The sequence below is a fragment of the Acidianus infernus genome (assembly GCF_009729545.1).
GTDB classification, from domain to species: Archaea; Thermoproteota; Thermoprotei_A; order Sulfolobales; family Sulfolobaceae; genus Acidianus; species Acidianus infernus.
The window spans coordinates 557,061-579,824 of sequence record NZ_WFIY01000004.1 but is presented as its reverse complement, the minus strand read 5'-3'; the positions used below and the strand labels follow the sequence as shown (position 1 = coordinate 579,824).

Sequence of the window (22,764 nt, the reverse complement as noted above, 5' to 3'; positions counted from 1 at the left end):
ATGAATCTGGCGGATAAAATACTTGCATTACTTTACGATAGAGGAGAATTAACGAGCAGTGAGATTGCTGATAGCTTAAGAGAAGACGAAGAAAATGTAGGGCTTACATTAAAGGGTATGGAAAAAGAAGGGCTAGTTTTTGAGAAAGAGAAAGGCCTTATATTTAAAAAGAAAGTTTACTCTTTAACGCCCACAGGATTAGAAAAGGCTAAAAAGGCAAAGGAAGAACTAGAAGAGAAGGCCAATAAACTAATGACAGCAATACAACAAGGAGAAGACCCACAAGTAATAGTTCAAGAATACGCTGATTTAATACCATTAATGTTAGCAATGTCTTTAATTGATATGATGATGTTGCAAGATCTTATGTTTATAGATTTTATGAACTTTTGAAGAAATAATAAAAAATAATTATTGAGTTGTTTTTATTATTTCTTCCTGTGTTATTTTGCTCTTTGGTCTCCAACCCATGGAATATGCTATAGCAGTTCCTATTAATGTTACTGCAAGGTTAATTGCTAATGCAAATATTGCAATGAATAAAGGTCCTAGAGGAGTTGTCATTAATGATGTCTTAAATACACCAAAGTGGTACTGTATGAAGTTTACATAATACTCTAATCCAACGCCCGATATTATACCAGCTGTCCAACCTGCTATTAGAGATTTAGGCTCGAGTTTATCAGTATAGAGCCCTAAGAATACTGCAGGTAAAGTTTGAGAGATTATTATACCACCCAGTAATTGTAGCTGTATTGCATAAGTTGCAGGTACCACAAACACGAAACCTAATGCCAAGAACTTAAATATTGTAGAAGTCCACTTTGCTAGTTTTGCCTCAGAATATGGAGGCAAATCCGGTTTAAACTCCTTTATTACATTTCTTACAAATAAGTTTGCTACTGCTATGGCCATTATTGATGCTGGAACTAATCCACCCACGAATATTGCTAAGAAAGCTAAACCTACGAACCAACACGGCATTGTACATGCTATTAAAGCAGGTATTGCTAGTGCACCGTTCCCAGTTTTAGCAATAAGACCTAGAGCTCCTGGAACTGCATAAACTAATATTCCGAATAATGATATTAATGCTAAACCTATTCCGTATATTGGTAGGAAAGACGTGCTATATACTAGTTTCTTCTCGCTTTCAGAGGATAAAGAACCGTTAATTGCGTGAGGATATAAATATAGAGCAAATGAACTGCCTAACGCTAAAGAGAAATAAGCTGGAGCTAATTTTATTGGAAGAGTTTCCATTGCTGGTGGAACTTTACTACCAGTAACTTTAGCCAAATGATAAGCAGCGAAGTTAGTTGATAAATCAGAAAATGCTTTAGAAAATCCTCCTATTTCTATTGGAACTAAAACTATTACAGTTATCACGGTAATCCATATTAATGCATCTTTAAATACTCCGGTTAGTGCAGCACCTCTTAACCCGCTTACAAAAGTAAAAGCTGCTAATATAATAAACGCTAGTATTAACGAAATTTCAGTAACTATTTTACTTGATATTCCTAGTCCTGCTAAAAGAACTGCTAATACAGCTTCCATTCCTACTATTTGCAGTGCAATATATGGTAATTCTGCAACTACTCCAGTTAGTGCTACTATAATCGCTAAACTTCTGCTATTGAATCTATCTTTAACAAAATCTGCGGCAGTTATATAACCTTTGTTTCTTGAGGCATTCCATAATCTAGGCATAGTTAATAACGCTACACCAAATCCCCAGGCTACGTATGGAATAGCAAAGAAGTACAAGGAACCAGAGGCAAATATCCCTGCTGGTACAGCTATGAATGAATAAGCTGTAAATAAATCTGCACCTAATAAGAACCACACTAGTAGAGTACCTAGTCTTCTACCTCCTAATCCCCACTCACTTAATTTATTTAAGTCTCCTTTTCTCCATCTAGCTCCATAAAATCCTAAAAATGAGAAGATTGCGAAGAGAATTACAAATACTGATAGCGTTAGGTAATTCACGTTCATGACTTCTCACCCCTAAAGACATATCCTACAGCAAAGTATAGTAGCGAAGTTACTATTAGTAATACTATTTGAACCCAATAGAACTCTGTTAGACCAAATAGTGTTGGTTGAACGTTGTTAAATAATGGATAGAGAGAGTAAATTATAATGTCTAGTAAAAGAACTATTCCTAGAGAGAGATAAAATCCTTTTTTCATTGCAAATAAATGCAAAGGCTAATTTACCTATATATTTTAATTATAAAGAGAAAAACATGAGTTTAAAAAAATCTTAGTGTAAATATTAAGTTAGTATACATGTATCTTTATCCTTAGGAAAATTTAATCTAACATTCTAATGTAAAATAGAAGAGCAAATTAATGCGGCTATTAAGAAGAAATAATGAGTTGGAGTTAAAAATCGAATTACCAGAAGATTTAGTAATTCCGCCATTAGACGAGTTTTCTTATATATGCAATGGAGAAGTAACAAAAGTGAAATGTAATAATACTATTTATAGAGATGAAGATAAGATTATTGCAACACCTTATGATATAATATATTCAATATCATTAGAAAATTTAATAAGAAATAAGACTAGAGGTAGGAAATACAATAGATGGTCTTACTATATAAATAAGTATAAAATAGCTATAGAACCCATAGAATTTTCAACTATAATTAGAACTGGAGCAATTATAACAATATTTGTAGATGGACTAGACATAAACGGAACAGCTGGCGATGTTGCAATTAAAGAATTTAAAATAAGTGGGAGTAAGGATTGTGAGAAAATTGTAGATAAGCTGCAAGATGTGAATCCAAGGCTAATAGTAGTAAAAAAGGATAGTTTTGTGTTTACAGCTTCTGCTTATAAAGTAGTATATATAGATCGAAACTTACAAAATACTATGAAAGAATTTATTGGATATAAAAGAATGGAATGTGAGAAACTGGTCATTAAGGATTATACTAGGATATGCTATATTTCTTCCACATTCTCTTAGATTAACTTTTTGTGTTTTCTATTACTAGGATTTTATCATTTATTTGTTTTACATTTCCATCAATTTTTATCCTTATTTTTTTATCACTAATTACAATAACTTTTGAATACCTATCTTTAATTTCGTTTAATTCCTTAAGAGAACCGCTAAAAAGTATTGGAATTAAGGAGATTTCATCCAATCTTCCTTCTTCTATATATTTTTTATATTTTTCATCATTTTGTAAGATGTTTTTTATAGACTCCTTCTCTCCGTACTCCTCATAAGATAATAAGGGGAGAATTGCTATATCCCCTTCCTTGGATTCAATTGAATAATTTCTTACTTCGCTTAAAATTACGTTAAAAAGCCTATCCATATATTCTCTACCAAGCTCTACGTCATATACCTTATCTTTATCAAAGTTCTCGTGAAAACTCTCATTTAGCCAAGTATAAGCATCTATTATCTCATCTTTTCTTTTTGAGATAGTATCAACAAATTTGATATTAAATGAAGAAAGGCATGTAGAGCTTATATATCCTGAAAGTGCAGGATTTAGGATAATTATACTTTTTCCCTTATCAAGTGCTGAACATAAACTTTGGACGTCAAAAAGTGAATTAGGGAAAGATAAAGGATCTGCGCCTATTCCTACTTTCATTCCTTCATTAGGATCAACATAAGAATAAAATGTAAATCTATAATGATCAAAAAGTTTTACATTACCATACCACTTTGAATATTCCTTTAGATTATCTTTAAGTTCTTCAACTTCTTCTAAAATCTTTTCAAAGGCATCAATTGTGGATTTATATTTACCATCAAGTCGTCCATAAGGTATGAAAATTGGCTCTCCGAGTTTAGGATAAAGGTAATCAAAACCATAAGCTTTAGCTACATCTGGAATCGATGAATCAATTAGTGTTTTAATTGCAACTTTCATTTCTTCAGGAAGTCTATCAATGTGAAATATCTTCTTTTCTTCTTTCTTAAATAAAGACATCGATATTTTGTAGAGTTTTAATTATAAAAAATTAAGCTAGATCTTGAACACTGTCCTTATGAAACCTAGGATAATATATATGAAGATTACTGTCATTATGCCAAACATTACGAGTCCTGTCCAAAATTCCTCTGAAATCGAGAACGGTGAGAAAGGATAAACTTGATTAGAATAAGGAGGCCAACCAACTATTAAAATGACTGAAAGCACGCTATCTCCCATCATCCATAACACAAACAGTATTGCCTTAATTGCGTTGTTTAAACCATGGATTGTAGATCCCATTACTAATCCGCCTAAATATAATGAGAGATCTTCAACAATTCTTAAGCACAAATATGCTCCACCTAAATTGAAAAAGTAGGGAATATGCCAAAATACTGGAATTATTATGCCAGGAATTAAATATATTTTCGACCCTCTAAATCCAATATATCCTAGAACAAATCCGCCAATGTAAAGTAAATAATGCATAGCCATGTATAATGCTTCATATCTTGGCTCTAAGAGTTCAGTTACAGGATTCATGGCAACTATTAAAGATAGGACAGGGAATATCAAGGACTTTTTTGTAAGCTTATCCCTTAAAATCTGCATAAGTATAAAAGAAGATTAAGAAGAAAAAAGATTTTATTCAGGAGGAATTTCTTTAAAGCTCATAGAAATATCTATGCCATCCTTCTTATGCTTATACCAAGATGCTACATAAGTTATTACGCCAATAGTTATCGTTAAGCCGACAAAGAATTCTGTTAATGGGAAGCCATCTACTGTACTAGTAAATCCAAAAACCGGATTGACTCCCGCTTCATACGTTAAGAATGCGAAGTAGATAGCTGAGATTATTCCAGCTATCTCAAGGCTCTTAATTCTATTCTTAATTCCATAAATGGCCCCTGCTATGCTTGCTATAAGGAAATATAGCGCTCCCAGGATTGTTGCTCCATATAATGAAGTTGCTGCTGATGTTGAGAACACTGGAATTAGAAGTAATATTAGCATTATAGATAAATCTAGTAAGTGAGCGTAAACGGGAGAGCCCTTAGAATTTACTTGAGAGAACTTTTCTGGTAAAACTCGGTCAAAAGATAATGCAAATATGTACCTAGAGAACACTATAACACCGTAAGCTAAAACGTAGAAATTCCATAATACAGTTCCTAGTCCTATAATCCATTGAAGAATAGGATTTCCAGCCAAGGCAATGGCCACTGTCCAGAAATTGTAAATGAAAGATCCATACGCATAATAATTGAAACAATAACCTGCAACTAAATCCATTTCAAGGAAGGCTAGAGTAACTAATAATCCAGTAATTCCCAGGGCTAAGACTAGATTTAACTTAGCTATTTTTTCTGTTTGTTTAAATTCTGCAGACACTGCAGGACCTGCCTGCATCCAAGGATATGTATATAATGCAAAAATTGGCAAAAGCAGTAAAGTATAATCAAGGTTTATGGAACTAGGTAAAGCAGAATATTTAACTGGAGGAACACTAACTCCAAGATTAGAGAATAATGGAATTATGCTAGTGAAATGAGAAGAATTTAATGCAATAACAATCATTGCCAGAACTAATGAAAGCATTGAAAATATTCCTAGTATAGTGACTATTGAATAACCCCATTTTGCTCTTAATATATTTATTAAAATTACTGTTATGAAAAATGATGCAGAAATGACGTAAAATATAACTTTCTGGAGTAATGTAAGGCTTCCGTATGGATTTACGAAAATCGTGTTTGCTAAATTAATTAATCCTGGATTATTGTCAGCATGTCCTATAATACATAGTACTGCATTTATGCTACTACCAGAAAAGAATGCCACTAAGGCAAAATATGCTACTGACTCTATCATTAATGAAATAGCCATTACTGCGCCTAGTGGTCCGTTTAAAGATCTCGATATCCAAACGTAATCTCCACCAGTTCTAGATATTTTTCTAGTCATTATTGTATAAACTATTAATTGCGGTATTGCGAAGATGAAACCTATTATAGAAGCTAACCATAATATTCCTCCAGGCCCACCTATCGTGGGATTACTAGAAGAATTAAGATATGGGGATATCGATTCAAATAACGCTACACCGGCTGACATATTTCCTAAGTTTAACATTATTGCGTCTATAAGGCTAACTTGCTTTAAAAGGCCCGAGGATTCTCTAACAAAAACTGTTTTAGACATCGAGTTATCTCTTACGAAAGATAATATAAAAAATTTACTCAGAAAAGTAAAATGAAAGAAGTTTTATCACCATATAATTTACTTGATCAATTAAATGTAAAAAGTAATAGCCATTATAAAATACATAATGTAATACTAAAAAATGACTAGTAATATTAATATTAAACGAAGGAAAGGAAGGCATATGGCTACTAAAGTAAAGTTCAAGTATAAGGGAGAGGAGAAGGAAGTAGATATTTCGAAGATAAAGAAGGTTTGGAGAGTTGGCAAAATGATATCGTTTACCTACGACGACAACGGTAAGACTGGTAGGGGAGCAGTTAGCGAAAAAGACGCACCAAAAGAACTACTAGAGAAACTGAAATAAATGATAATATAAAAAAGAGTTTTATTTTAAGTTCGTTATTTCTTTTTATGGATTTTCAAGATCTTTTTAAGTTAAGGCCTGTCTACGCTTTTGATGTAAATAATGGGAAAATAAGTTATGTAATGAGAGATAAAATACCTTCGGTGTATATTCATGGCGAAGGCAAAGTTCCACTAGAAGATGTTTATGCAGAAGACGTAGAATGGATAACCGATAAAAAATTAGCAATTATAGGGGATCCAGGAGGAAGCGAAAAAAGAGAGATTTATATTTATGATAGAAATAAGGTATTTCCCTTATTAAAGGATCAATATGATAATTTTGGAACTTACTTCATTAACGAGGATAAATTCCTTTTTATTTCTAATAGAGACGGGAAGACTCTTCATTTATATTTATATGACAAGGGGGATATAATCCAAGTTAGCAAGGGAGATGATCCAGTAGAAAGTTATTGCTTATCGCCTAGTAAGAAAAGAGTAGTATATTCTCAAGGAATTTACAATAACGATCTTTATGTTTATGATTTAGATAGAGGAGAAGTCATATCTAAGATTTCTTATCCTAACTCTGAAGAGACGGTCTCCTTATATTGTTTTAAAGACGAAGATAATTTCCTTTTCATATCTAATAAAGATAACTATTTTGATATATATAATTTTAATATAGGAAAAGGAGAGATAAGTGAAGTTATAAAAAGTGAACATGAGAAGCACGAAGTAGTTCACATAGCCAATAAGATAATTTACACTGAAGATGTATATGGCGACTTTAAGATAAAAATTCATAAAGGAAATGAACTAGTCACAGAAGGATTCAATTCGTATTTAACTCCGGATCAAGATTATGTTTATTATATAGGTTCTACTTATAATAGGCATTTTGATTTATATAGAGTCAATATATTGACAGGAAAAATAGAAAGGCTTACAAACTCTATGGACGATATTAAAGGAGATTTTGTAAAACCTAAAGTGGTAAAATATGAGAGTGAAGGTGGAATAGAGATTAACGCGTTACTTTACGAAAAAGGAGGAGAAGATAAAGGAGTGGTTTACATTCATGGCGGTCCTGATTGGGAATGTACTAACTCCTTTAACCCTGAAATACAGTTCTTAGTCGATAGGGGTTTCAAGGTTATTTGTCCTAATTACAGAGGTTCTACAGGTTATGGGAGGAGGTTTAATCACCTTAACGATAAAGATCTTGGAGGAGGAGATTTAAAAGATGTAATAAACTCTGCTAAATTACTTGGCGTTAAGAAATTAGCCGTAACGGGTGCAAGTTATGGAGGATATTTAACAATGATGGCAGTTACCAAATATCCTGACATGTGGTGTTCTGCTGCCGCTGTAGTTCCTTTTGTAAACTGGTTTACTGAAAAGAAATTTGAGAGAGAAGTTCTTCAGCAGTACGATGAAATGAAAATGGGTAACGATGAAAACTTGCTTAGAGATAGGTCTCCTATATTCTTCATAGATAATATTAAGTCTCCTCTATTAATATTAGCAGGAGAAAATGATCCTAGATGTCCTGCGGAAGAGACTAGACAAGTTATAGAAAAATTAAAGGAAAGAAATATAGAAGTGGAATATAAAATATACGAAGATGAAGGACACGGATTCTCGAAAATAGAAAATTACGTGGATTCTATAAAGAGAGTTGTAGAATTTATAGAAAGGCATTGTAAATGATGATGCCGCTCGTCAGATAGATGAAGAAGGTCTTGAGTTCTGAAGTCCTTTTCTTAATTCTTCCAAGTTATTCGGGGCGGTAAAAAAGACTGGCACATCGTGAGGTAATGCTGCCTTAAAGCTAACTAATAACCATTGGCCTACTTCTAAATCTAAAGTTCTGTCCATTAAGGTATCGTTAATTCCAAAGGTTTCAGCTATTAGTTGTCTATCATAAGGTCTAGGTAATGTACTTATAAAATACGTGTGAAGCTGTTGAAGTACATTTGTATTCAAGTAAGCTAATCTTTGTGTACTTATTAGGCCGTGGAGATGGTACTTTCTTCCATGTCTTAATAGTTTTTCTACGGCATTGCTAGAAAATTCACTATTATCCTTTTGTTTTGTATCAAAAGGTATGAATTCTTGAGCTTCATCTAATACGAAAAGTATTGGATTTGTTGAGTAAGATTTTTTCCTTCTAAGCATAATTTGGTTAATAAGTTGTCCTACTATTAATCTAGCCTCTTCTATGTTTGGTAATTCTAAAATGAAAAGTCTAGGAGAGTTTTCGTCATTATCTAAGATCTCTATTGCCATCTTTTCTATGTCATATTCTTCTCCTTCTTGGATTTCAGAGGTTAGATACACTCTTAAGGCATTAAGGAAAGCAAATATTGATGCGTTTTCCTTTAGTCCGCTTTCTCTAGCCAAGGTTTCTATTTCGTCTATTACCGGACTAAGCGTAGTATCAGCAATATCTTCCTTAGTTAGCTTATTTTGTCTCATAGTCTCATCTATTTTTTTAAGAAATAATCCAAATAATGGCTTTTGTGCAAACGCCGTATATTTATCATTAATTTGAGCTCTTACCATGTCTATAATTTCTCCATAAGTTAGGTAAGTAGAACCTTCTGGTGGAACGTAAAGTTGCCTCATTTTATTTAATTCAAAAATTTCTTCGGCAGATTTTCTTATTTCATCCTTTAAATCTATAATCTCCTCTGGAATTACATGAGTCCTTATGAATCTTCTTCCAGCATCAGTTTTATTTATAGGTAATCTTTCAGTGGAGATTAGTCTTGAATTATTTGAAATCAGTTGATCTAATAATAATATTGAATATTCTAAAGAAATATCAAAAATTACTACTTTAGTATCTTTATTTTCCTTTAAAATCCTCCTAACAAGCGAAGCAGTTAAGTTTGATTTTCCAGACCCAGTAAATGCAAAAATTCCTATGTGGTAATTAATTGCTTTTTCCATGTTTATTCTTAGCTTGACGTCCTCACCTATTATATTTCCAATTTCTACGCCGTTTTTATCGCATACGAATTTCTCGTAAAGCTCTCTAGATAAGACCCTAACTGTAGATCCCGGAATCGGAGGAGAATATCCCTTGTAAAATTCAACGTCTCCATCTATTTTTAATAAATAACCTATGGGATAGGCATAAACATCTAACCAAGCTTCTTCATCATTTCTTCCCCAATCTTCTTCAACTTTTCTCATTACTTCATCTCTTATTTCCTTAGGAATACTGCCATCTAGATTTATCATACCGTAATGTACAGGCAAAAGATCTGCAACCTCTAGTAATAGGTAATCGTTCTGCAAACTCTTTACTGCCAAGATTTTACCTGCGGTAATTTTAGTATTAATAGGAAATTCTACTATGAAATTTCTAAAACTAACTGAACCCCTACCATCAGCTGTTTGTCTAGTTATAACTTTCATTTCCCTTAATCTTCCTATTTGTTCTTCAAACAAACCTTCTGACATGTTCAACAATCCTTCTAAAATCCCTATATCTAGATAATTCCTTGTTACTTGTAAAATCTAAAACCTTTGCATACTTATCTCGGTAATATTTCACAAGTTTGTCTGCTAAAAATAACGGATAATTATATCCTAACGCTTCTGGAATTGGCTCTTGTGATAGATTATAAATTAAGCATTGAAGCAGTTCTAGATTATCTAAATTTGTTTCATATCTAAAAATCCAACTTGTAATTTTATAGTATCCAGTGTAGAAGTCCTCCTCTTTATTTATTGTAATCCAAGGAGGTTCTTCATTTATATTGACTTCTTCTCTATTAAAATCCTTAACTATGCCTATAGAATTCTTAGGAATCTGCATACCTAGTTTCTTATCCATAGAAAATTTTCTATCCATAAAAATTATGTCTGCATTAATTTCATTAGCTAGTTTATATTCTAGTTCTCTCATAATTTCTTCTCCTTTTGAATTGCATATTCTCGTTTCTATTATACTGTTCAAGTAATTCAGTCTCCCTTGATTTAGAGTAAAATTAACTGCCCCAGCAATTACGAAAGAGATTGTTCCTTCGTCACTATTTATCTCATGTAAACTTCCATCTATTGCTGAGATCTTTAAATTGAAAGCACATTTATTTGAGCTAGCTAATCTAATAATCGTGCTTGACACTCCCCTTTCATTAATAACTGATGTTTTATTACCAAATATTAGAGCTTTAGAGGCTAAAAGATTAAGAAACCTCGGAATGAGCCAAAGTAAGATAGCTTCAACTTTAGGTGTTACACAACCTGCAGTAAAGCAATATCTTGATATCCAAGATAGGTTTTACCTCGAAAAACTTTACGATCTTGGTCTTACTGATGATGAGATTAATAATATTCTAGATATGCTTACTGACGTTTTGCTTTCTGGGGATATAAAGAATGTCATGGATTTCTTTACCTCAGTAGGTCTCTCATATTTGAGCAAATTAAGATTTTGCACTTTTCATAGGAAATTAAATCCAAAAATCCCCCAAGATTGTAGTATATGTGAGAATTTGTATAGAGAAGACGAAGAAGAAGAAATGAACGTCGCACTATCAATGATTCAAAACGAGATAATATCTCCGTTAATTCCAGAAGTGCTTAGTAATATAGCATATGCTAGGAAAAATCCTAAAAGTTTAGACGATATTATAGCAGTTGCCGGTAGAATAACTAAGATTAGAAATATTCCAACTCCAGCCTCTAAGCCTATGTGGGGAGCAAGTAAGCATTTAGGAAATATTTTACTTTACGTCTCACGAAAATATCCTGAAATTAGATCGGTTATGAATATAAAATATGACGAGAAGGTTAAAAAATGCATGGATGAGTTAAAGATGAAATATGCAATAGTAGGTCCGCACGATTATGCTACAGATGAAATAATAGAGACTGCAGTTTCAATGGTTTTTAGGCCTTGTTTGGATGCAGTAGTTCATTTAGGAGGTAAAGGAGTGGAACCTAACACTTATATATTTGGTAAAAAACCAGTAGATGTTGTAAAAAAAGTACTTAATATAGCTACGAAATACTCTAGCCTTTCATGAAGCAAATGGCCACCAATTATATTTCTTCAATATTGACATTATTGCTGGAACAAATATTGGTCTTACTATGAAAGTATCGAAAATGACAGAGAAGCCTACAGAAAAGCCTATTTCTTCAAGGAAGCGCATATCCGCGGAAATTAATGAAAAGAAAGCTCCAGCTAATATTAAGCCTGCAGCAGTTACTACTAATCCAGTATATGTTACTCCTTTAATTATTCTCTCATCCTCGTCTTTTCCTTTCTCTTCTTTTATCCTTAATATTATGAACATATCGTAATCAATACCTAGGCTAAATAAAAGTGCAAACACTATAAGCGGAGAAAGCCAGTAGACTTCCTTGAATACTTCAAACATTATTGCAACTCCTACTAGAGAACTTACTAATAAGGTTAAGGATAATCTAATTGGAACAACTATTGACCTTAGTACTAAAGCAATATATGCTGTTATCAAAATTATTGTGAGAGGTAACGTAAATCCATAGTATGTGCTAACGGTATTATTTACTATATCTATTCTGTCCGCATTACTTCCTCCAACCATATAGCCTTGATTGATCAACTTTTGAGTAAAAGAGATCGCCCCTTTACTAAATACTGGATAAGGAATGTAAGCTTCAATAAGAGAATAGTTATGTGAAGAATAAATATTTTCTAAATAAGTTAAATTTCTAGTAATGAATTTTCCAAATGAAGCAGGTCCATAAGCCAAACCTCCGCAGTCAATAATTTCCTTACTCACGTTGTAAATTTTATCATAAGTTAAATTAGGATTGCCTTTTATTATTATGTAATCTATACTATAATTGAAATAATTAGAAAGTATATTCTCACCAATTATCGTTTCTGAACTTGAAGGTACTATCTCGGTAAAATTAACGGTAGTAGTATGGGTAAAAAACACTGAAAAAGAGACTAGGGCTAAGATTACCATTATCCCTATTACGTAAAATTTATGCTTAATTGAAAATTCTGAAACGTCTCTTAAGTATTTTTGTCTTACATCTATAGGGTTAGGAACTTCTTTCCTTGGAAAACTAAGAAGCCTTAAGCTAACAATTTTAAGTGCAGTATAATTAAATAAGATTGCAGGAATTAGAGCTGAAAGGGAGGCGATTATTAGAGCTTCTCCTATATTCTTAAGTAAGGGAGAAGGAGATAGCAGAAATGAAGAAAACCCAATTGTTATGCTAAGTCCGCTAAATATTGCTCCTTTGCCGGCTGTTCTAAAGGCCATCCTTAAGGCATTATTTGAATTCTTCTTAACTTCCTCAAAATATCTATACATAAAGAGGATGGAGTAATCTATAGTTATACCAAAGACGATAGGAGGAATTACTAGACCAGATATATAATAAATTTTGTATCCAGCAAAAGTTGCTAAATAAAGTAAACTATAAGCAATCTCTATTCCTAGAACTGCACTAAAAATTAGGAAAACTATAGGAAATAACGCTCTAAGTAATATTACAAGTAATGAGCCCACTAGAATAATAGTTACTAAATCAATTATCTTAAGATCCTGCTGAGTATAGTATGCGGATTGTGCATAAATTGCAAAATGACCAGTTACTATTGCTGGAGTATTCTGCATAAATTCCTCAACATTAGTTAAACTTTCGTTATCTGGAACTTGAACTATAAATATCCACGTATTTCCCCTATGAAAATTACATAATCTTATAGGAGGCGGAGGAATTTTACTCTCTACTTCATGCAAAACGTATACAGACGTATTCTGTAATGCACATAAAGGAAAATATTTTCCAGTAAGCTTATAAATTAAGTAGGAATAGTTTGAGAAAGTGTCCAATGTTTCTTTGATTAGAGACTCGTTTGTATAGTTATTTATAGAAAAAAGTAAAATAAACGGATCATCAAAAGTTTTTACACCAGCAAGTATTGGGTTATGAGTTTCTTCTAAGTATTCTTCGTACATAGTAACATAGCTTGAAGGAGTTACATTGTGCCCTTCTTTAAAAGTTACATTTAGCTGATAATAGAACCAAGATAAATTACTCAGTAATTCTTCTCTTTCTACTGTCAAATTATGATAAAGCTCTATAGCATAAGATAAATTCTTCTCATATTCTTTTATTATTGGATTTACAAACGACATATAAGACGAATTGACTTGCGAAATGTACTCATAAGGTGTTATTAGCTTTGCGTCATAAAGGTAATGTAACGAAGCGTTAATTTTTTCTAGTGATTCATTATAACTTCCGTTAATTATTACAAAAAGCTCTGACTCTTTAGTGTAATTAAAATACTCTTTTAGAATATTTTCCACTTTGACGCTTTGATATTGAGTAGTTAAAAACGGAGAATCACTATAAACAAAATGGGATTGAATATTAAGTGTAATGGGAGCTAGAAGTAATGCAATAAGAACCCAAACGGCTATTATAAAAATTGAACGTTTCATGATTATAAGAAAACTTACATAGGATAAAATCGTTTGGGAAATACCGGTTTTATGAATGGAACCTATTTATCTTAATGAAAGGAAAATAATTTATGCGCTCGCTTGATGAAGCATTAAACCTTTTGGAAGAAGTGGAAAAAATTCTAAAAGAATACAATCCAAGCAAAGATGATAAAGAGCTTTTAGGAAAACTCCTTTCTAAAAATATGAGAATAGAAGCCGAGGCATATGCAAAGTATATAAGGATTTGATATAAATTAATTTTTTGTGTTATTCGAAATTAGTATAGATAAACTACAGCAAGAAGAAAAAGGAGTAAACTTCATAAGTAATTCTGGTCACTTAGTTTCTTTTTCAAGCTCTTTATTTAATGAACTTAATAGATTAGGAATAGACAAGAGAACATTTGCTGAAATTGTTATTGATTTCCTAAATGAAGGTACAAAATATTATTCCACTTATATAAAACCAATATCTAATATTGAGGAATGCAAATATTATTCTAGAATATTTGAATTTTGGATAACATCTTCTTTAACTTCAAAACAAATGTTCGCAGTTATCACAAATTATGATGAAATAAGCGAAGTGCTAATAATTGATCCTCAAGTTTTTAATTATGCAGTAGAGAAGCTCTTAAACTATGCATCAACAAAAGATTGTATGAAATTTTCCATGCCATTTATCTATAAATTCGTTGTCTTTGAGACATTTAATATATTTAAAAAGAAGTTTAATGCAAATTCGGAAAAAATTATAGGTAAAAATAATGAAAAATTCCTAATAGCTAAGAATGTAGAAGATAACGCATTAATATGGAAGATCGAGGCTCCTCAATTTTCTTATGTAAGTAACTATGAGGAGAATAAAGCTAATGTTTGAGTCAGAAATTTATATTATAAGTCATAATGAATCTAGATAAACTTGAGTAAGCTTGATGAACTAGAATGGCGGTTTAGGAATATTAATGAGGTCGTAGCGTTTTTGCTTGCAATATTTTCTATATCAACTTTTGGAATTGGAGAACTAATTTATAGCATCATAAAAGGATATCCACTTTATTTTTCATTGCTTATAGTATTATTTACTTTAATAGCCGCAACAATAGCTGTGATACCGCATGAATTAGCTCACAGGCAAGTAGCTAGAAAATACGGTTGTTTTTCCAGATTCTCCTTAAGTTTCTCTGGGTTTTTAGCCACTTCAATAATCAATTTATTTGGATTAGCAATAGTTTTCTTTTCTGGTTACACCTTAATTTCATGCAACTTCTTCAGAGCTAACAAAAAATTAGATGGAATAACCGCTACTGCAGGTCCAGCTACAAACTTAGTCATCTCAGCTATATTTTATCTAGCATATTTGTTCTCACAATCGTTAGTAGGTTTATTATTCTTTTATATAGCAATGTTCAACTCCGTAGTTGCGTTCTTTAATTTATTGCCTTTCTGGGTTTTAGACGGAATGAAAATTATGAGATGGAACGTAAAAATATGGGCAGTGATGATAGCATTATCTTTAGTACTAATGTATCTAACTCATGTATTATGAGAGAGACTTTAATATTAGCTTTTTTAGTAGTTCTAGGTTACGTAATAGGATTATTAACTAGCATATACTACCCTTCCATTTTTATCTATTTGATCCAAGTAAATTATTTAGTCTTTAAAGGCGATTATATTTCGCTTTTAACTTCGATATTTGTTACAAATAGCCTTCTTGACGCAGGATTTAATACTATAGCTCTTCTAGTAATCTATTCCTTATTTGGTTCTAAGGCTGGCAAAATGGAGTACGTAGTGTTTCTTTTCTCTGGTCTTTTAGGAAATATCTTTAGTCTTTTCCTATTTCCTCCAAATACTGCTTCTGCGGGAGCCTCTGGAGGAATATTTGGAATACTCTCCTTTTATATAATTTACGATATGCTAAAAGATAGAAAATTCTATTTTTATGAATTTCTTATATTGATAATAGTTTTTGTTCTAAGTGATATATTACCTAATGTGGATTACTTTGCACATATAGGAGGAATCTTAGGAGGAGTAATATTAGCTTTTATTGCCAGTTGGCTTAAAAGAGATGAGAAGGAAGATACACATTATGAATTTAATAGAAGAAATTTTAATGATAATTGGAACGATTATGCTGCCTTATGGATTGTATGATATAGCTAAAGGTGAAGGAGATAAGCAAGTTAAAATTCTCCTCATTGCAATTTCGTTAACATTATTTATTGTAGAATTCCTACTAGTAAGGTAATGACGAGAATAGTAATATCTGGAACGCCAGGAGTAGGAAAAACTGCTGTAAGTAAATTACTTTCAACAAAATTTTCTTTAGAATATTTTCATGTTTCATCATTTATTATTCAAAACAAACTTTACGAGTCTTATGATCCCTTACGTAATACTTATAATATTGATGATGAAAAAGTCGCGAAGGTTATTAATTCTTATTTAAGTAGCAAAAAAGATGTAGTAATTGAAACTATTTATCCATCACTTATAGATTATGCAGACAAAGTAATAATCTTAAGAAAATACCCCCTTGTACTTTATGAGGAATTAAAAAGAAGAGGATGGAATGAGATAAAAGTAGCAGAAAACGTAGAGGCTGAGATATTGGGTGTAATTCTACAAGAAGCAATTGACTGGTTTAAAGATAAAAGACCTTGCCAGATAAATACTACTAATAGAACTGCGGAAGAAATTGTAAATAGAATAATGAATGACTCATGCGAGGAAATAGATTGGTTATCGGATGAAAAAGTTCAAGATCTTCTTTTCACTTTAGATAAGGTTATTAGTCTTACAGAGAATAAATAATGGATGAGTTCAAATCCTTTCAGATTACAGCAACCGCAAAGGCAACCTAGAGATCTAAGAAAAGTTCAACCCCAAATTCAAGGTGCTGATTTAAAAATTCAGATGAGAATGAAAAATGTAAAATATAAGATTGCAGTATTAAGCGGAAAAGGAGGAGTAGGGAAATCCTTCGTATCGTCAAATTTATCAATGGCCTTAGCTGCTGCAGGAAAGAAAGTAGGAATAGTAGATGTAGACTTTCATGGTCCATCCGTTCCTAAGATGTTAGGTGTTAGAGGTCAAGTTTTAACTGCAGATGATGAAGGAATAATTCCAGTTAATGGACCTTTTGGCATTAAAGTAGTTTCAATAGATTTTCTATTACCTAAAGACGATACGCCAGTAGTTTGGAGGGGCGCTATAAAGCACACCGCTATAAAGCAGTTTCTAGGAGATGTAAAGTGGGGCGAGTTAGATTATTTAATTATAGATCTGCCCCCTGGAACTGGGGACGAAGCACTATCTGTAGCCCAACTAGTTCCAAATTTAACTGGATTTATTATAGTCACCATACCTTCAGAAGTATCAACTCTTGCAGTAAGTAAATCAGTAAATTTCGCAAAGACAATTAATGCAAAAATTTTAGGTGTAATAGAGAACATGAGCTACTTTATATGCCCTGCTGATAATAAACCGTACTATATTTTCGGCGAAGGAAAAGGAAAGAAAATGGCTGAAGATATGGGAGTGGAACTATTAGGTCAGGTTCCACTAGATCCTAAAATTGCTGAGGCTAACGACTTAGGAGAGCCGTTTTTCTTAAAATATCCTGACTCTCCTGCGTCTAAAGAATTCCTCTCCATAGCTGATAAAGTAATGAAAATTGTAGAGTCAAATACTAAATAAAAACTTTTTCCTCTCATAGTTAGGAATTTTTTTGACTTTTCCTTCTCTAACCATTTTAGCTAAAACTTCCCTAAACTGTAATGGCGTAAAATCTATATTTTCTTGAATTAATTCATTTCTTATTTCTTCTGAGGTTTTTGCTCCATTTTTTAATATCTCGAGGATTTTTTCCTCTAGTTTGGTATTATCCATGAGATAATATTGGAGATACTTTTATAAAAAATTAGGTGTGATATTACATAAAACTTTAAAAAGAATAAAAACTTAAAGTTATAATGGTGAAACTTAAATGAGTATCGAAATTAGCGAAAAAAGTATCATATTGAGAAGATTTCTAATGGTAGCTTACGGTTTATCTGAGGCAGATGTAGATGCATTCATGAAAATCGTTAATAGCAAAGAAGGAAAAGATGTAGATGCAATATCGTCAGAGCTAGGGATTAGTAAAAGCAGAGCAAGTTTAATACTTAAGAAACTTGCTGATGCAGGGTTAATAGAAAAACAAAAAAGCAATGGTAGTAAAGGCGGAAGGCCAAAGTATATGTACTTTGTTAACAAGAACGAGGTAATAGAAAAACTTGTTAAAAGAGCAGAAGATGTGTGTAAAGATTTAAGTGAAATTATAAGAGGCTTATGACGCCTTCGTAAATCATGTATAATCCAAAAGCTAGAAGAATTATAAACGAGAAAATTTTCACGTATTTTGCATATTTGTTTCCTAGCCTATTTATGAAAGTAGTAAATGCAAAGATCCATATTATTATTCCTCCAAAGAATGGCAATATAATTGAAATTCCGAATTCATTTATCATAAATAAGCCTACTGTAATCCACCAACTTATTTGATAAGGATTAGTAATCCCCATAATTAGTCCCGTAAAGTAATTACCTTTTTTACTTCTATTACTTACCTTAGCCTTTAATGTTGTGTATGATAAGAATACCATTAATCCTCCACCTATAAAATAAAACACGACAAGAAGATTTTCAGGAATGAATTTTCTTACCTCAAAGGTTATCAGAAAGAAAATAAAGTCGGCAGTCATGGCACCAAATCCTACACTACTGCCATGTAATTTGGACCTTAAGGATTCATTAGCCATTATTGCATTAATTGGGCCGGGAGGAGCTGCCATCGATAAACCTAATAAAACTCCTAAAAGGTAAGAAAACACATGAAATGATAAAACTTTCTCTATATAAATTTTGCCTTCAATTCTTTCAGAGTTCTATCAGAATATTCTTAGATTCTGGAAAAAATTTAAAAACGATAGGGAAAACGGAAGCATATGCAAGAAGAGGAATTAAAAGAGAAGATTAAAAAGATGTATGAAGATGGGAAAACTATAAGAGAAATAGCTAAAGAATTAAATATGAGCTATAGTAAAGTAAGAAAAATTCTAATTTTAGAAGGCGTTGAATTTAGGGGTAAATTAAAGCAAGAGTTAGTTAATAAAATTATAGAGCTCGCAAAACAAGGTTATAGCGCAAATAGAATCAGTAAAGAAATGAGACTCAATTCTAATACTGTCTTAAGGATTCTTAGAAAGAATAATCTGGTAAAGACTAAGAGAAAGTTATCAAAGGAAGACATAGAGAAAATTAAATTAATGTATGAGAGCGGAAGTTCAATTTATAAAATTGCTAAAGAGCTAAAAATATCTACAAATTTAGTGGTATATCATTTAAAGAAATTAAACATTTATAAACCTCAAACCTATTCATGAATCTTATTCCACATTTCCTTAGCTAATTTTCCTTCATATTTAAACGTATTCACTAATTCCTTAGCTTCTTCTCTCTTAGCTCTATGTTCTTCCAAGAATTTATTTAACTTATCAATAAGAATTTGCTTAAGTTCTCCAGTAAGCATTTTACCGCTACGATAATCTTCTTCTATTTTCTTTATCTTATTATCATCCTCTTCAAAGAACATATATAACCATTGAAATGACACATCTATTTCAGGATTCCCTCCATATTTCCTGTGAAGCTCTACAGTTGGTTGTCCACCAGAGAATGCATATTTCATAATCTTTCTTTCTACAGTTTTTGGATCATCAGTTAAGTAAATTGCGCTTTCTGGAATGGAAGAACTCATTTTACCCTCTGGTCCAGTCAATGGAGGAAGGAATTTGCTGTGAATTTGTGCCGCTTTATAATATCCAAGGCTTTCTGCAATATCTCTCTGTAATCTCCAATAAGGATCTTGATCTATTCCTGCAGGGATTAAACACCTCTTTTTCTCAAACATTGTTGGAGCTATTTGTAATGCAGGGTAGAATATTATTCCTATATTTGATGAATTTTCTAGACCAAACGTTGCTTTGACTTCGGAGAAAGTTAACTTCTTAGCTATTTTTGTTGCCAAAGGATACATATTTCTTATATATTCTGTATCCTGGAAAATGAAAGTTCTGTCTGGATCGAAACCTACAGCTATTATATCTAAAATATTATCATAAGCAAATTGCCTAGTTTGCTCTAAGGTAAGTTCTGGATTTCTCATGAACTTTTCATCATCCGTTATCTCTATATAAAGATTGACCTTAAATTTCTCTTGTAACCACTTGGTAAAAATAAAGGGTACTAAATGGCCAATGTGCATGCCAAGAGAAGGAGCTCTACCAGTATAAAGGAAAAACCCTTTACCTTCTTCATAGTCTTTTAGAACTAAATCAAGATCTCTATGAGAAAAGAACACGTCTCTCCTTAACATTACATGTAAGTCTCCGGTAATTTTCTTTATTCTTTCCTTTAATTCTGGCGTTATTTTCTGAGTTCCAAACTGTACAATAAGTTTGTCATAATCAACCTTTCCTTTTACTTCCCAAGGAGTTACGGAAAAGTTAGAAGACACGAAAAAATGTAAAAATATTAAAAAATAAGCTTATGCTTTCTGTGAGATAGTAGAGGAAGATACTGGCAATTCGGGGAACTTCTCTTTCATCTTTTGTTCAGCCACTGCGGCAGCTTCTTCTAATATCTTCCTTGCCTCCGCAGTAGGTGCGGCAGATATTCCAGATACTCCAGTAAAGTCTCCAGCTTCAATTACAACTTCCTGTAAACCTTCTCCAAGTTCTCCTAGTTCAACTGATAATTCAGGCATTACACCTCTTATTACGTTCCTTAGTTCATTTATTACTCCAACAACAGGAACTAAATTAACGAATACGTCTCCTAACTCACTTACTGTCTCCAATCTTAGTTCAACTTGTTCTAAAGCTATCTGAGTCATTATTAATTGCTTAGTTATTTTCCTAACTTCTGCTACTTCATTTGCATACATTGCTGCTCTTGCAGTATCCTTAGCCATTTGAGCTTCAACAACTCTCTCAAATAAAGTCTTATCTCTTTCCTGCATTCTTGAAATATAAGCGTCGAGCCTGCTAATCATTGAACTAATTTGATAGTGAGCTTGAACTAATCTGTATTTGAGTGGCTCCTTAGGTTTAAACGCACCTTTAATTCCCGAAACTATTCCATTCTTCTCTTCTGGTCCTGCCCAATATTTTTGGAAATCTTTTCCAAGCATTCTAATCTAATTATTCTCGGTTAATACTATATAAAGGAGAGAACTCGGTCTTATTAACTTAAAAATCAAAATGACAAATAATGATGTCATCTGCTGAAGACCCAGATGTGGACATACTTAATAAAAACGGTTTAGTTAATATATATGTAGACCTTAGAGGAAAGGAAATAAACACTAAAAGGTTACTAGTAAGAGCCGATAATTCTCATATATATATTTATGATCCGGATTCTAATTCTATAGTGAAAATTATATATGTAAATGAGTTAATAGACCCTTCCACTCTTTCAGTCTCAGAGAAAAATGGAATAATTAATATTTCACTTAAGAAGACATAAATAATGTGGCGACAGAAGAACTTTATCTAAAAGATTCTTATATAAAAGAATTTGAGGCAAAAGTTACTAAGGTTAATGGAAATGAGGTAATATTGGATAAAACAGCTTTTTACCCAGGCGGTGGAGGTTTAGAAAATGATGTAGGAAAGCTAATAAAAAATAACGGCGAAGTACTTAACGTAAAAGAAGTGAAAAGACAAGGAGATGATATAGTTCACATAATAGAAGGAGGAGAATTAAGGGAAGGCGATAACGTTAAAGGAGTAATAGATTGGAATAGAAGGTATAAAATGATGAGACTACATACTGCATCTCACGTTATGGCTGCAGTTGCATATTCTCAATTTAATGCGTTAATTACTGGAGGGCATATTTCTCCAGAGTACGCAAAGGATGATTTTAATTTAGAGAATAAGGATTTAATACCTCAAATAGTCGAAAAGGCTAACGAGATTCTTTCAAAGGGCATAGAAGTTAAAGTGTACTTCTTACCCAGAGAAGAAGCTTTAAAAATTCCTGGAATAGTAAAGCTCGCTGAAAGAAATCCTCCTAGTATACCTATTTGGAGAATAGTAGAAATACCTGGAGTCGATATACAAGCTGACGGAGGTCCTCACGTTAAAAACACTTCAGAAGTAGGAAAGATACACATTATAAAAATAGAGAATAGAGGTAAAAATAGGAAAAGAGTTTATTATACCGTGGAAAGCTAAGCCCAAACGTATTTTAAGCTAGTTATGAACCTTACGGCAAAGCCTGAAACAATTCCTATAAAGTTAATTACTGCAAGAAATAACGACTGCGCCTTTATGTAAGAGAAGAATAGAAAGAGCAGAATTTCGGATAAATTTGAAAAATGAAGGAACACCACCAGCAATAGAATAACTGTAATGTATTGTACTATTCCACCGCTAAAAGACGATACATGAAATTTAAGTAATCTCTTAATAAAACTTCCTACTCTTCTATCCTTAAAAGTCCAAATATCATTTAGTATAAAATTAAATATTATTGAAAGCTCTATAGCTAACCCTAAGGAAAAGAAAATAGGCATACTGTGAGCACTGAGAAGGAAAACTCCTTCATTAACTAATGTTCCTAAGCCTCCAACTATCATGAACTTTAATAATCTTAGATCCACGACTTCTATTTCTCTATTAAAATATTATAAATCTTATCCCATTAAATTGTGTACT

At 32.3% G+C, this 22,764-nt stretch carries 28 protein-coding genes; 15 read left to right on the top strand and 13 right to left on the bottom strand.

Features of this window, described 5'->3' with window-relative positions; translation table 11 throughout:
• Positions 1-393 carry a helix-turn-helix domain-containing protein gene (locus D1867_RS03445; protein WP_155862819.1) on the top strand — a complete coding sequence of 131 codons (393 nt, stop codon included), beginning with the start codon at positions 1-3 and terminating at the stop codon, positions 391-393.
• Between the two features lie 18 nt (positions 394-411).
• Here the strand turns inward: D1867_RS03445 and D1867_RS03440 are convergent, their stop codons facing one another.
• A complete protein-coding gene (locus tag D1867_RS03440; protein ID WP_155862818.1) occupies positions 412-2,001 on the bottom strand; it encodes a sodium:solute symporter family protein in 1,590 nt (529 codons plus the stop codon).
• Positions 1,998-2,198 carry a hypothetical protein gene (locus D1867_RS03435; RefSeq protein WP_240872156.1) on the bottom strand — a complete coding sequence of 67 codons (201 nt, stop codon included), beginning with the start codon at positions 2,196-2,198 and terminating at the stop codon, positions 1,998-2,000. Before D1867_RS03435 ends, D1867_RS03440 begins: the two co-directional genes overlap by 4 nt.
• A 162-nt stretch (positions 2,199-2,360) precedes the next feature.
• Between D1867_RS03435 and D1867_RS03430 the strand changes: the two genes are divergently transcribed.
• Positions 2,361-2,987, top strand: a complete 627-nt coding sequence (locus D1867_RS03430) for a hypothetical protein (RefSeq protein ID WP_155862816.1) — start codon at positions 2,361-2,363, stop codon at positions 2,985-2,987.
• Position 2,988: 1 nt separating this feature from the next.
• Here D1867_RS03430 and D1867_RS03425 read toward each other — a convergent pair whose 3' ends face one another.
• From D1867_RS03425 to D1867_RS03415, 3 genes are read right to left on the bottom strand one after another with little or no spacing between them, the layout of a single operon-like run.
• Complete coding sequence (locus D1867_RS03425) at positions 2,989-3,972, bottom strand: hypothetical protein (RefSeq protein WP_155862815.1); 984 nt, start codon at positions 3,970-3,972, stop codon at positions 2,989-2,991.
• A gap of 36 nt (positions 3,973-4,008) precedes the next feature.
• On the bottom strand, positions 4,009-4,569 hold the full coding sequence (locus D1867_RS03420) for a DUF1404 domain-containing protein (RefSeq protein WP_155862814.1): 561 nt from the start codon (positions 4,567-4,569) through the stop codon (positions 4,009-4,011).
• 33 nt (positions 4,570-4,602) lie between these two features.
• Positions 4,603-6,162 carry an APC family permease gene (locus D1867_RS03415; RefSeq protein WP_155862813.1) on the bottom strand — a complete coding sequence of 520 codons (1,560 nt, stop codon included), beginning with the start codon at positions 6,160-6,162 and terminating at the stop codon, positions 4,603-4,605.
• Between the two features lie 184 nt (positions 6,163-6,346).
• Here D1867_RS03415 and sul7d point away from each other — a divergent pair, with 184 nt between their 5' ends.
• A complete protein-coding gene (sul7d, locus tag D1867_RS03410) occupies positions 6,347-6,529 on the top strand; it encodes a Sul7d family chromatin protein (protein WP_013775761.1) in 183 nt (60 codons plus the stop codon).
• Between the two features lie 47 nt (positions 6,530-6,576).
• Positions 6,577-8,223, top strand: a complete 1,647-nt coding sequence (locus D1867_RS03405; RefSeq protein ID WP_155862812.1) for a S9 family peptidase — start codon at positions 6,577-6,579, stop codon at positions 8,221-8,223.
• A 12-nt stretch (positions 8,224-8,235) separates the two neighbouring features.
• On the opposite strand, the gene D1867_RS03400 is transcribed toward D1867_RS03405, so the two are convergent.
• Positions 8,236-9,984: an ATP-binding protein gene (locus tag D1867_RS03400; RefSeq protein ID WP_155862811.1), complete on the bottom strand. Its 1,749-nt coding sequence runs from the start codon at positions 9,982-9,984 to the stop codon at positions 8,236-8,238.
• Complete coding sequence (locus D1867_RS03395; RefSeq protein WP_338077948.1) at positions 9,965-10,651, bottom strand: DNA double-strand break repair nuclease NurA; 687 nt, start codon at positions 10,649-10,651, stop codon at positions 9,965-9,967. The genes D1867_RS03400 and D1867_RS03395 overlap by 20 nt, the downstream gene beginning before the upstream one ends.
• On the opposite strand from D1867_RS03395, the gene D1867_RS03390 reads away from it, so the two are divergent.
• Positions 10,641-11,555: a thiamine-phosphate synthase family protein gene (locus tag D1867_RS03390; RefSeq protein ID WP_338077947.1), complete on the top strand. Its 915-nt coding sequence runs from the start codon at positions 10,641-10,643 to the stop codon at positions 11,553-11,555. The two genes, D1867_RS03395 and D1867_RS03390, sit on opposite strands and share 11 nt — an antisense overlap.
• On the opposite strand, the gene D1867_RS03385 is transcribed toward D1867_RS03390, so the two are convergent.
• Positions 11,550-13,985 carry an MMPL family transporter gene (locus D1867_RS03385; protein WP_155862809.1) on the bottom strand — a complete coding sequence of 812 codons (2,436 nt, stop codon included), beginning with the start codon at positions 13,983-13,985 and terminating at the stop codon, positions 11,550-11,552. The genes D1867_RS03390 and D1867_RS03385 overlap by 6 nt on opposite strands.
• Before the next feature lie 92 nt (positions 13,986-14,077).
• On the opposite strand from D1867_RS03385, the gene D1867_RS12205 reads away from it, so the two are divergent.
• From D1867_RS12205 to D1867_RS03360, 6 genes are all read left to right on the top strand, one after another.
• Positions 14,078-14,236, top strand: a complete 159-nt coding sequence (locus D1867_RS12205; protein WP_170283899.1) for a hypothetical protein — start codon at positions 14,078-14,080, stop codon at positions 14,234-14,236.
• Positions 14,237-14,252: 16 nt separating this feature from the next.
• A complete protein-coding gene (locus D1867_RS03380) occupies positions 14,253-14,867 on the top strand; it encodes a hypothetical protein (protein WP_155862808.1) in 615 nt (204 codons plus the stop codon).
• A 42-nt stretch (positions 14,868-14,909) separates the two neighbouring features.
• On the top strand, positions 14,910-15,536 hold the full coding sequence (locus D1867_RS03375) for a site-2 protease family protein (RefSeq protein ID WP_155862807.1): 627 nt from the start codon (positions 14,910-14,912) through the stop codon (positions 15,534-15,536).
• Positions 15,533-16,150: a rhomboid family intramembrane serine protease gene (locus D1867_RS03370; protein ID WP_155862806.1), complete on the top strand. Its 618-nt coding sequence runs from the start codon at positions 15,533-15,535 to the stop codon at positions 16,148-16,150. The genes D1867_RS03375 and D1867_RS03370 overlap by 4 nt, the downstream gene beginning before the upstream one ends.
• 93 nt (positions 16,151-16,243) lie before the next feature.
• Positions 16,244-16,810, top strand: coding sequence for an adenylate kinase family protein (locus D1867_RS03365; RefSeq protein WP_155862805.1), 567 nt, complete (start codon positions 16,244-16,246; stop codon positions 16,808-16,810).
• A gap of 3 nt (positions 16,811-16,813) precedes the next feature.
• Positions 16,814-17,695, top strand: coding sequence for an Mrp/NBP35 family ATP-binding protein (locus D1867_RS03360; protein ID WP_155862804.1), 882 nt, complete (start codon positions 16,814-16,816; stop codon positions 17,693-17,695).
• Here D1867_RS03360 and D1867_RS03355 read toward each other — a convergent pair.
• Positions 17,681-17,887: a hypothetical protein gene (locus D1867_RS03355; protein ID WP_013775774.1), complete on the bottom strand. Its 207-nt coding sequence runs from the start codon at positions 17,885-17,887 to the stop codon at positions 17,681-17,683. The two genes, D1867_RS03360 and D1867_RS03355, sit on opposite strands and share 15 nt — an antisense overlap.
• Before the next feature lie 97 nt (positions 17,888-17,984).
• On the opposite strand from D1867_RS03355, the gene D1867_RS03350 reads away from it, so the two are divergent.
• Positions 17,985-18,332 carry a helix-turn-helix domain-containing protein gene (locus D1867_RS03350; protein WP_048054592.1) on the top strand — a complete coding sequence of 116 codons (348 nt, stop codon included), beginning with the start codon at positions 17,985-17,987 and terminating at the stop codon, positions 18,330-18,332.
• Here the strand turns inward: D1867_RS03350 and D1867_RS03345 are convergent.
• Positions 18,316-18,831, bottom strand: a complete 516-nt coding sequence (locus D1867_RS03345) for a LysE family transporter (protein ID WP_155864380.1) — start codon at positions 18,829-18,831, stop codon at positions 18,316-18,318. The two genes, D1867_RS03350 and D1867_RS03345, sit on opposite strands and share 17 nt — an antisense overlap.
• 153 nt (positions 18,832-18,984) lie before the next feature.
• Here D1867_RS03345 and cbp1 point away from each other — a divergent pair, with 153 nt between their 5' ends.
• Positions 18,985-19,422 (top strand): CRISPR DNA repeat-binding protein Cbp1, encoded by a 438-nt coding sequence (gene cbp1, locus D1867_RS03340; protein ID WP_155862803.1) that lies wholly within the window; start codon positions 18,985-18,987, stop codon positions 19,420-19,422.
• On the opposite strand, the gene D1867_RS03335 is transcribed toward cbp1, so the two are convergent.
• Positions 19,413-20,555, bottom strand: coding sequence for a tryptophan--tRNA ligase (locus D1867_RS03335; RefSeq protein ID WP_338077946.1), 1,143 nt, complete (start codon positions 20,553-20,555; stop codon positions 19,413-19,415). The genes cbp1 and D1867_RS03335 overlap by 10 nt on opposite strands.
• Before the next feature lie 30 nt (positions 20,556-20,585).
• The gene (gene cdvB1/B2 / locus D1867_RS03330) at positions 20,586-21,230 is read right to left on the bottom strand and encodes a cell division protein CdvB1/B2 (RefSeq protein WP_155862802.1); all 645 of its coding nucleotides are present in this window, start codon (positions 21,228-21,230) and stop codon (positions 20,586-20,588) included.
• An 80-nt stretch (positions 21,231-21,310) separates the two neighbouring features.
• Here cdvB1/B2 and D1867_RS03325 point away from each other — a divergent pair, with 80 nt between their 5' ends.
• Together D1867_RS03325 and alaXM are read left to right on the top strand one after the other, a co-directional pair.
• On the top strand, positions 21,311-21,568 hold the full coding sequence (locus D1867_RS03325) for a hypothetical protein (RefSeq protein ID WP_155862801.1): 258 nt from the start codon (positions 21,311-21,313) through the stop codon (positions 21,566-21,568).
• Between the two features lie 5 nt (positions 21,569-21,573).
• On the top strand, positions 21,574-22,281 hold the full coding sequence (gene alaXM, locus D1867_RS03320; protein ID WP_338077945.1) for an alanyl-tRNA editing protein AlaXM: 708 nt from the start codon (positions 21,574-21,576) through the stop codon (positions 22,279-22,281).
• On the opposite strand, the gene D1867_RS03315 is transcribed toward alaXM, so the two are convergent.
• Positions 22,278-22,685: a GtrA family protein gene (locus D1867_RS03315; protein ID WP_155864379.1), complete on the bottom strand. Its 408-nt coding sequence runs from the start codon at positions 22,683-22,685 to the stop codon at positions 22,278-22,280. The genes alaXM and D1867_RS03315 overlap by 4 nt on opposite strands.
• Positions 22,686-22,764 lie beyond the last annotated feature (79 nt).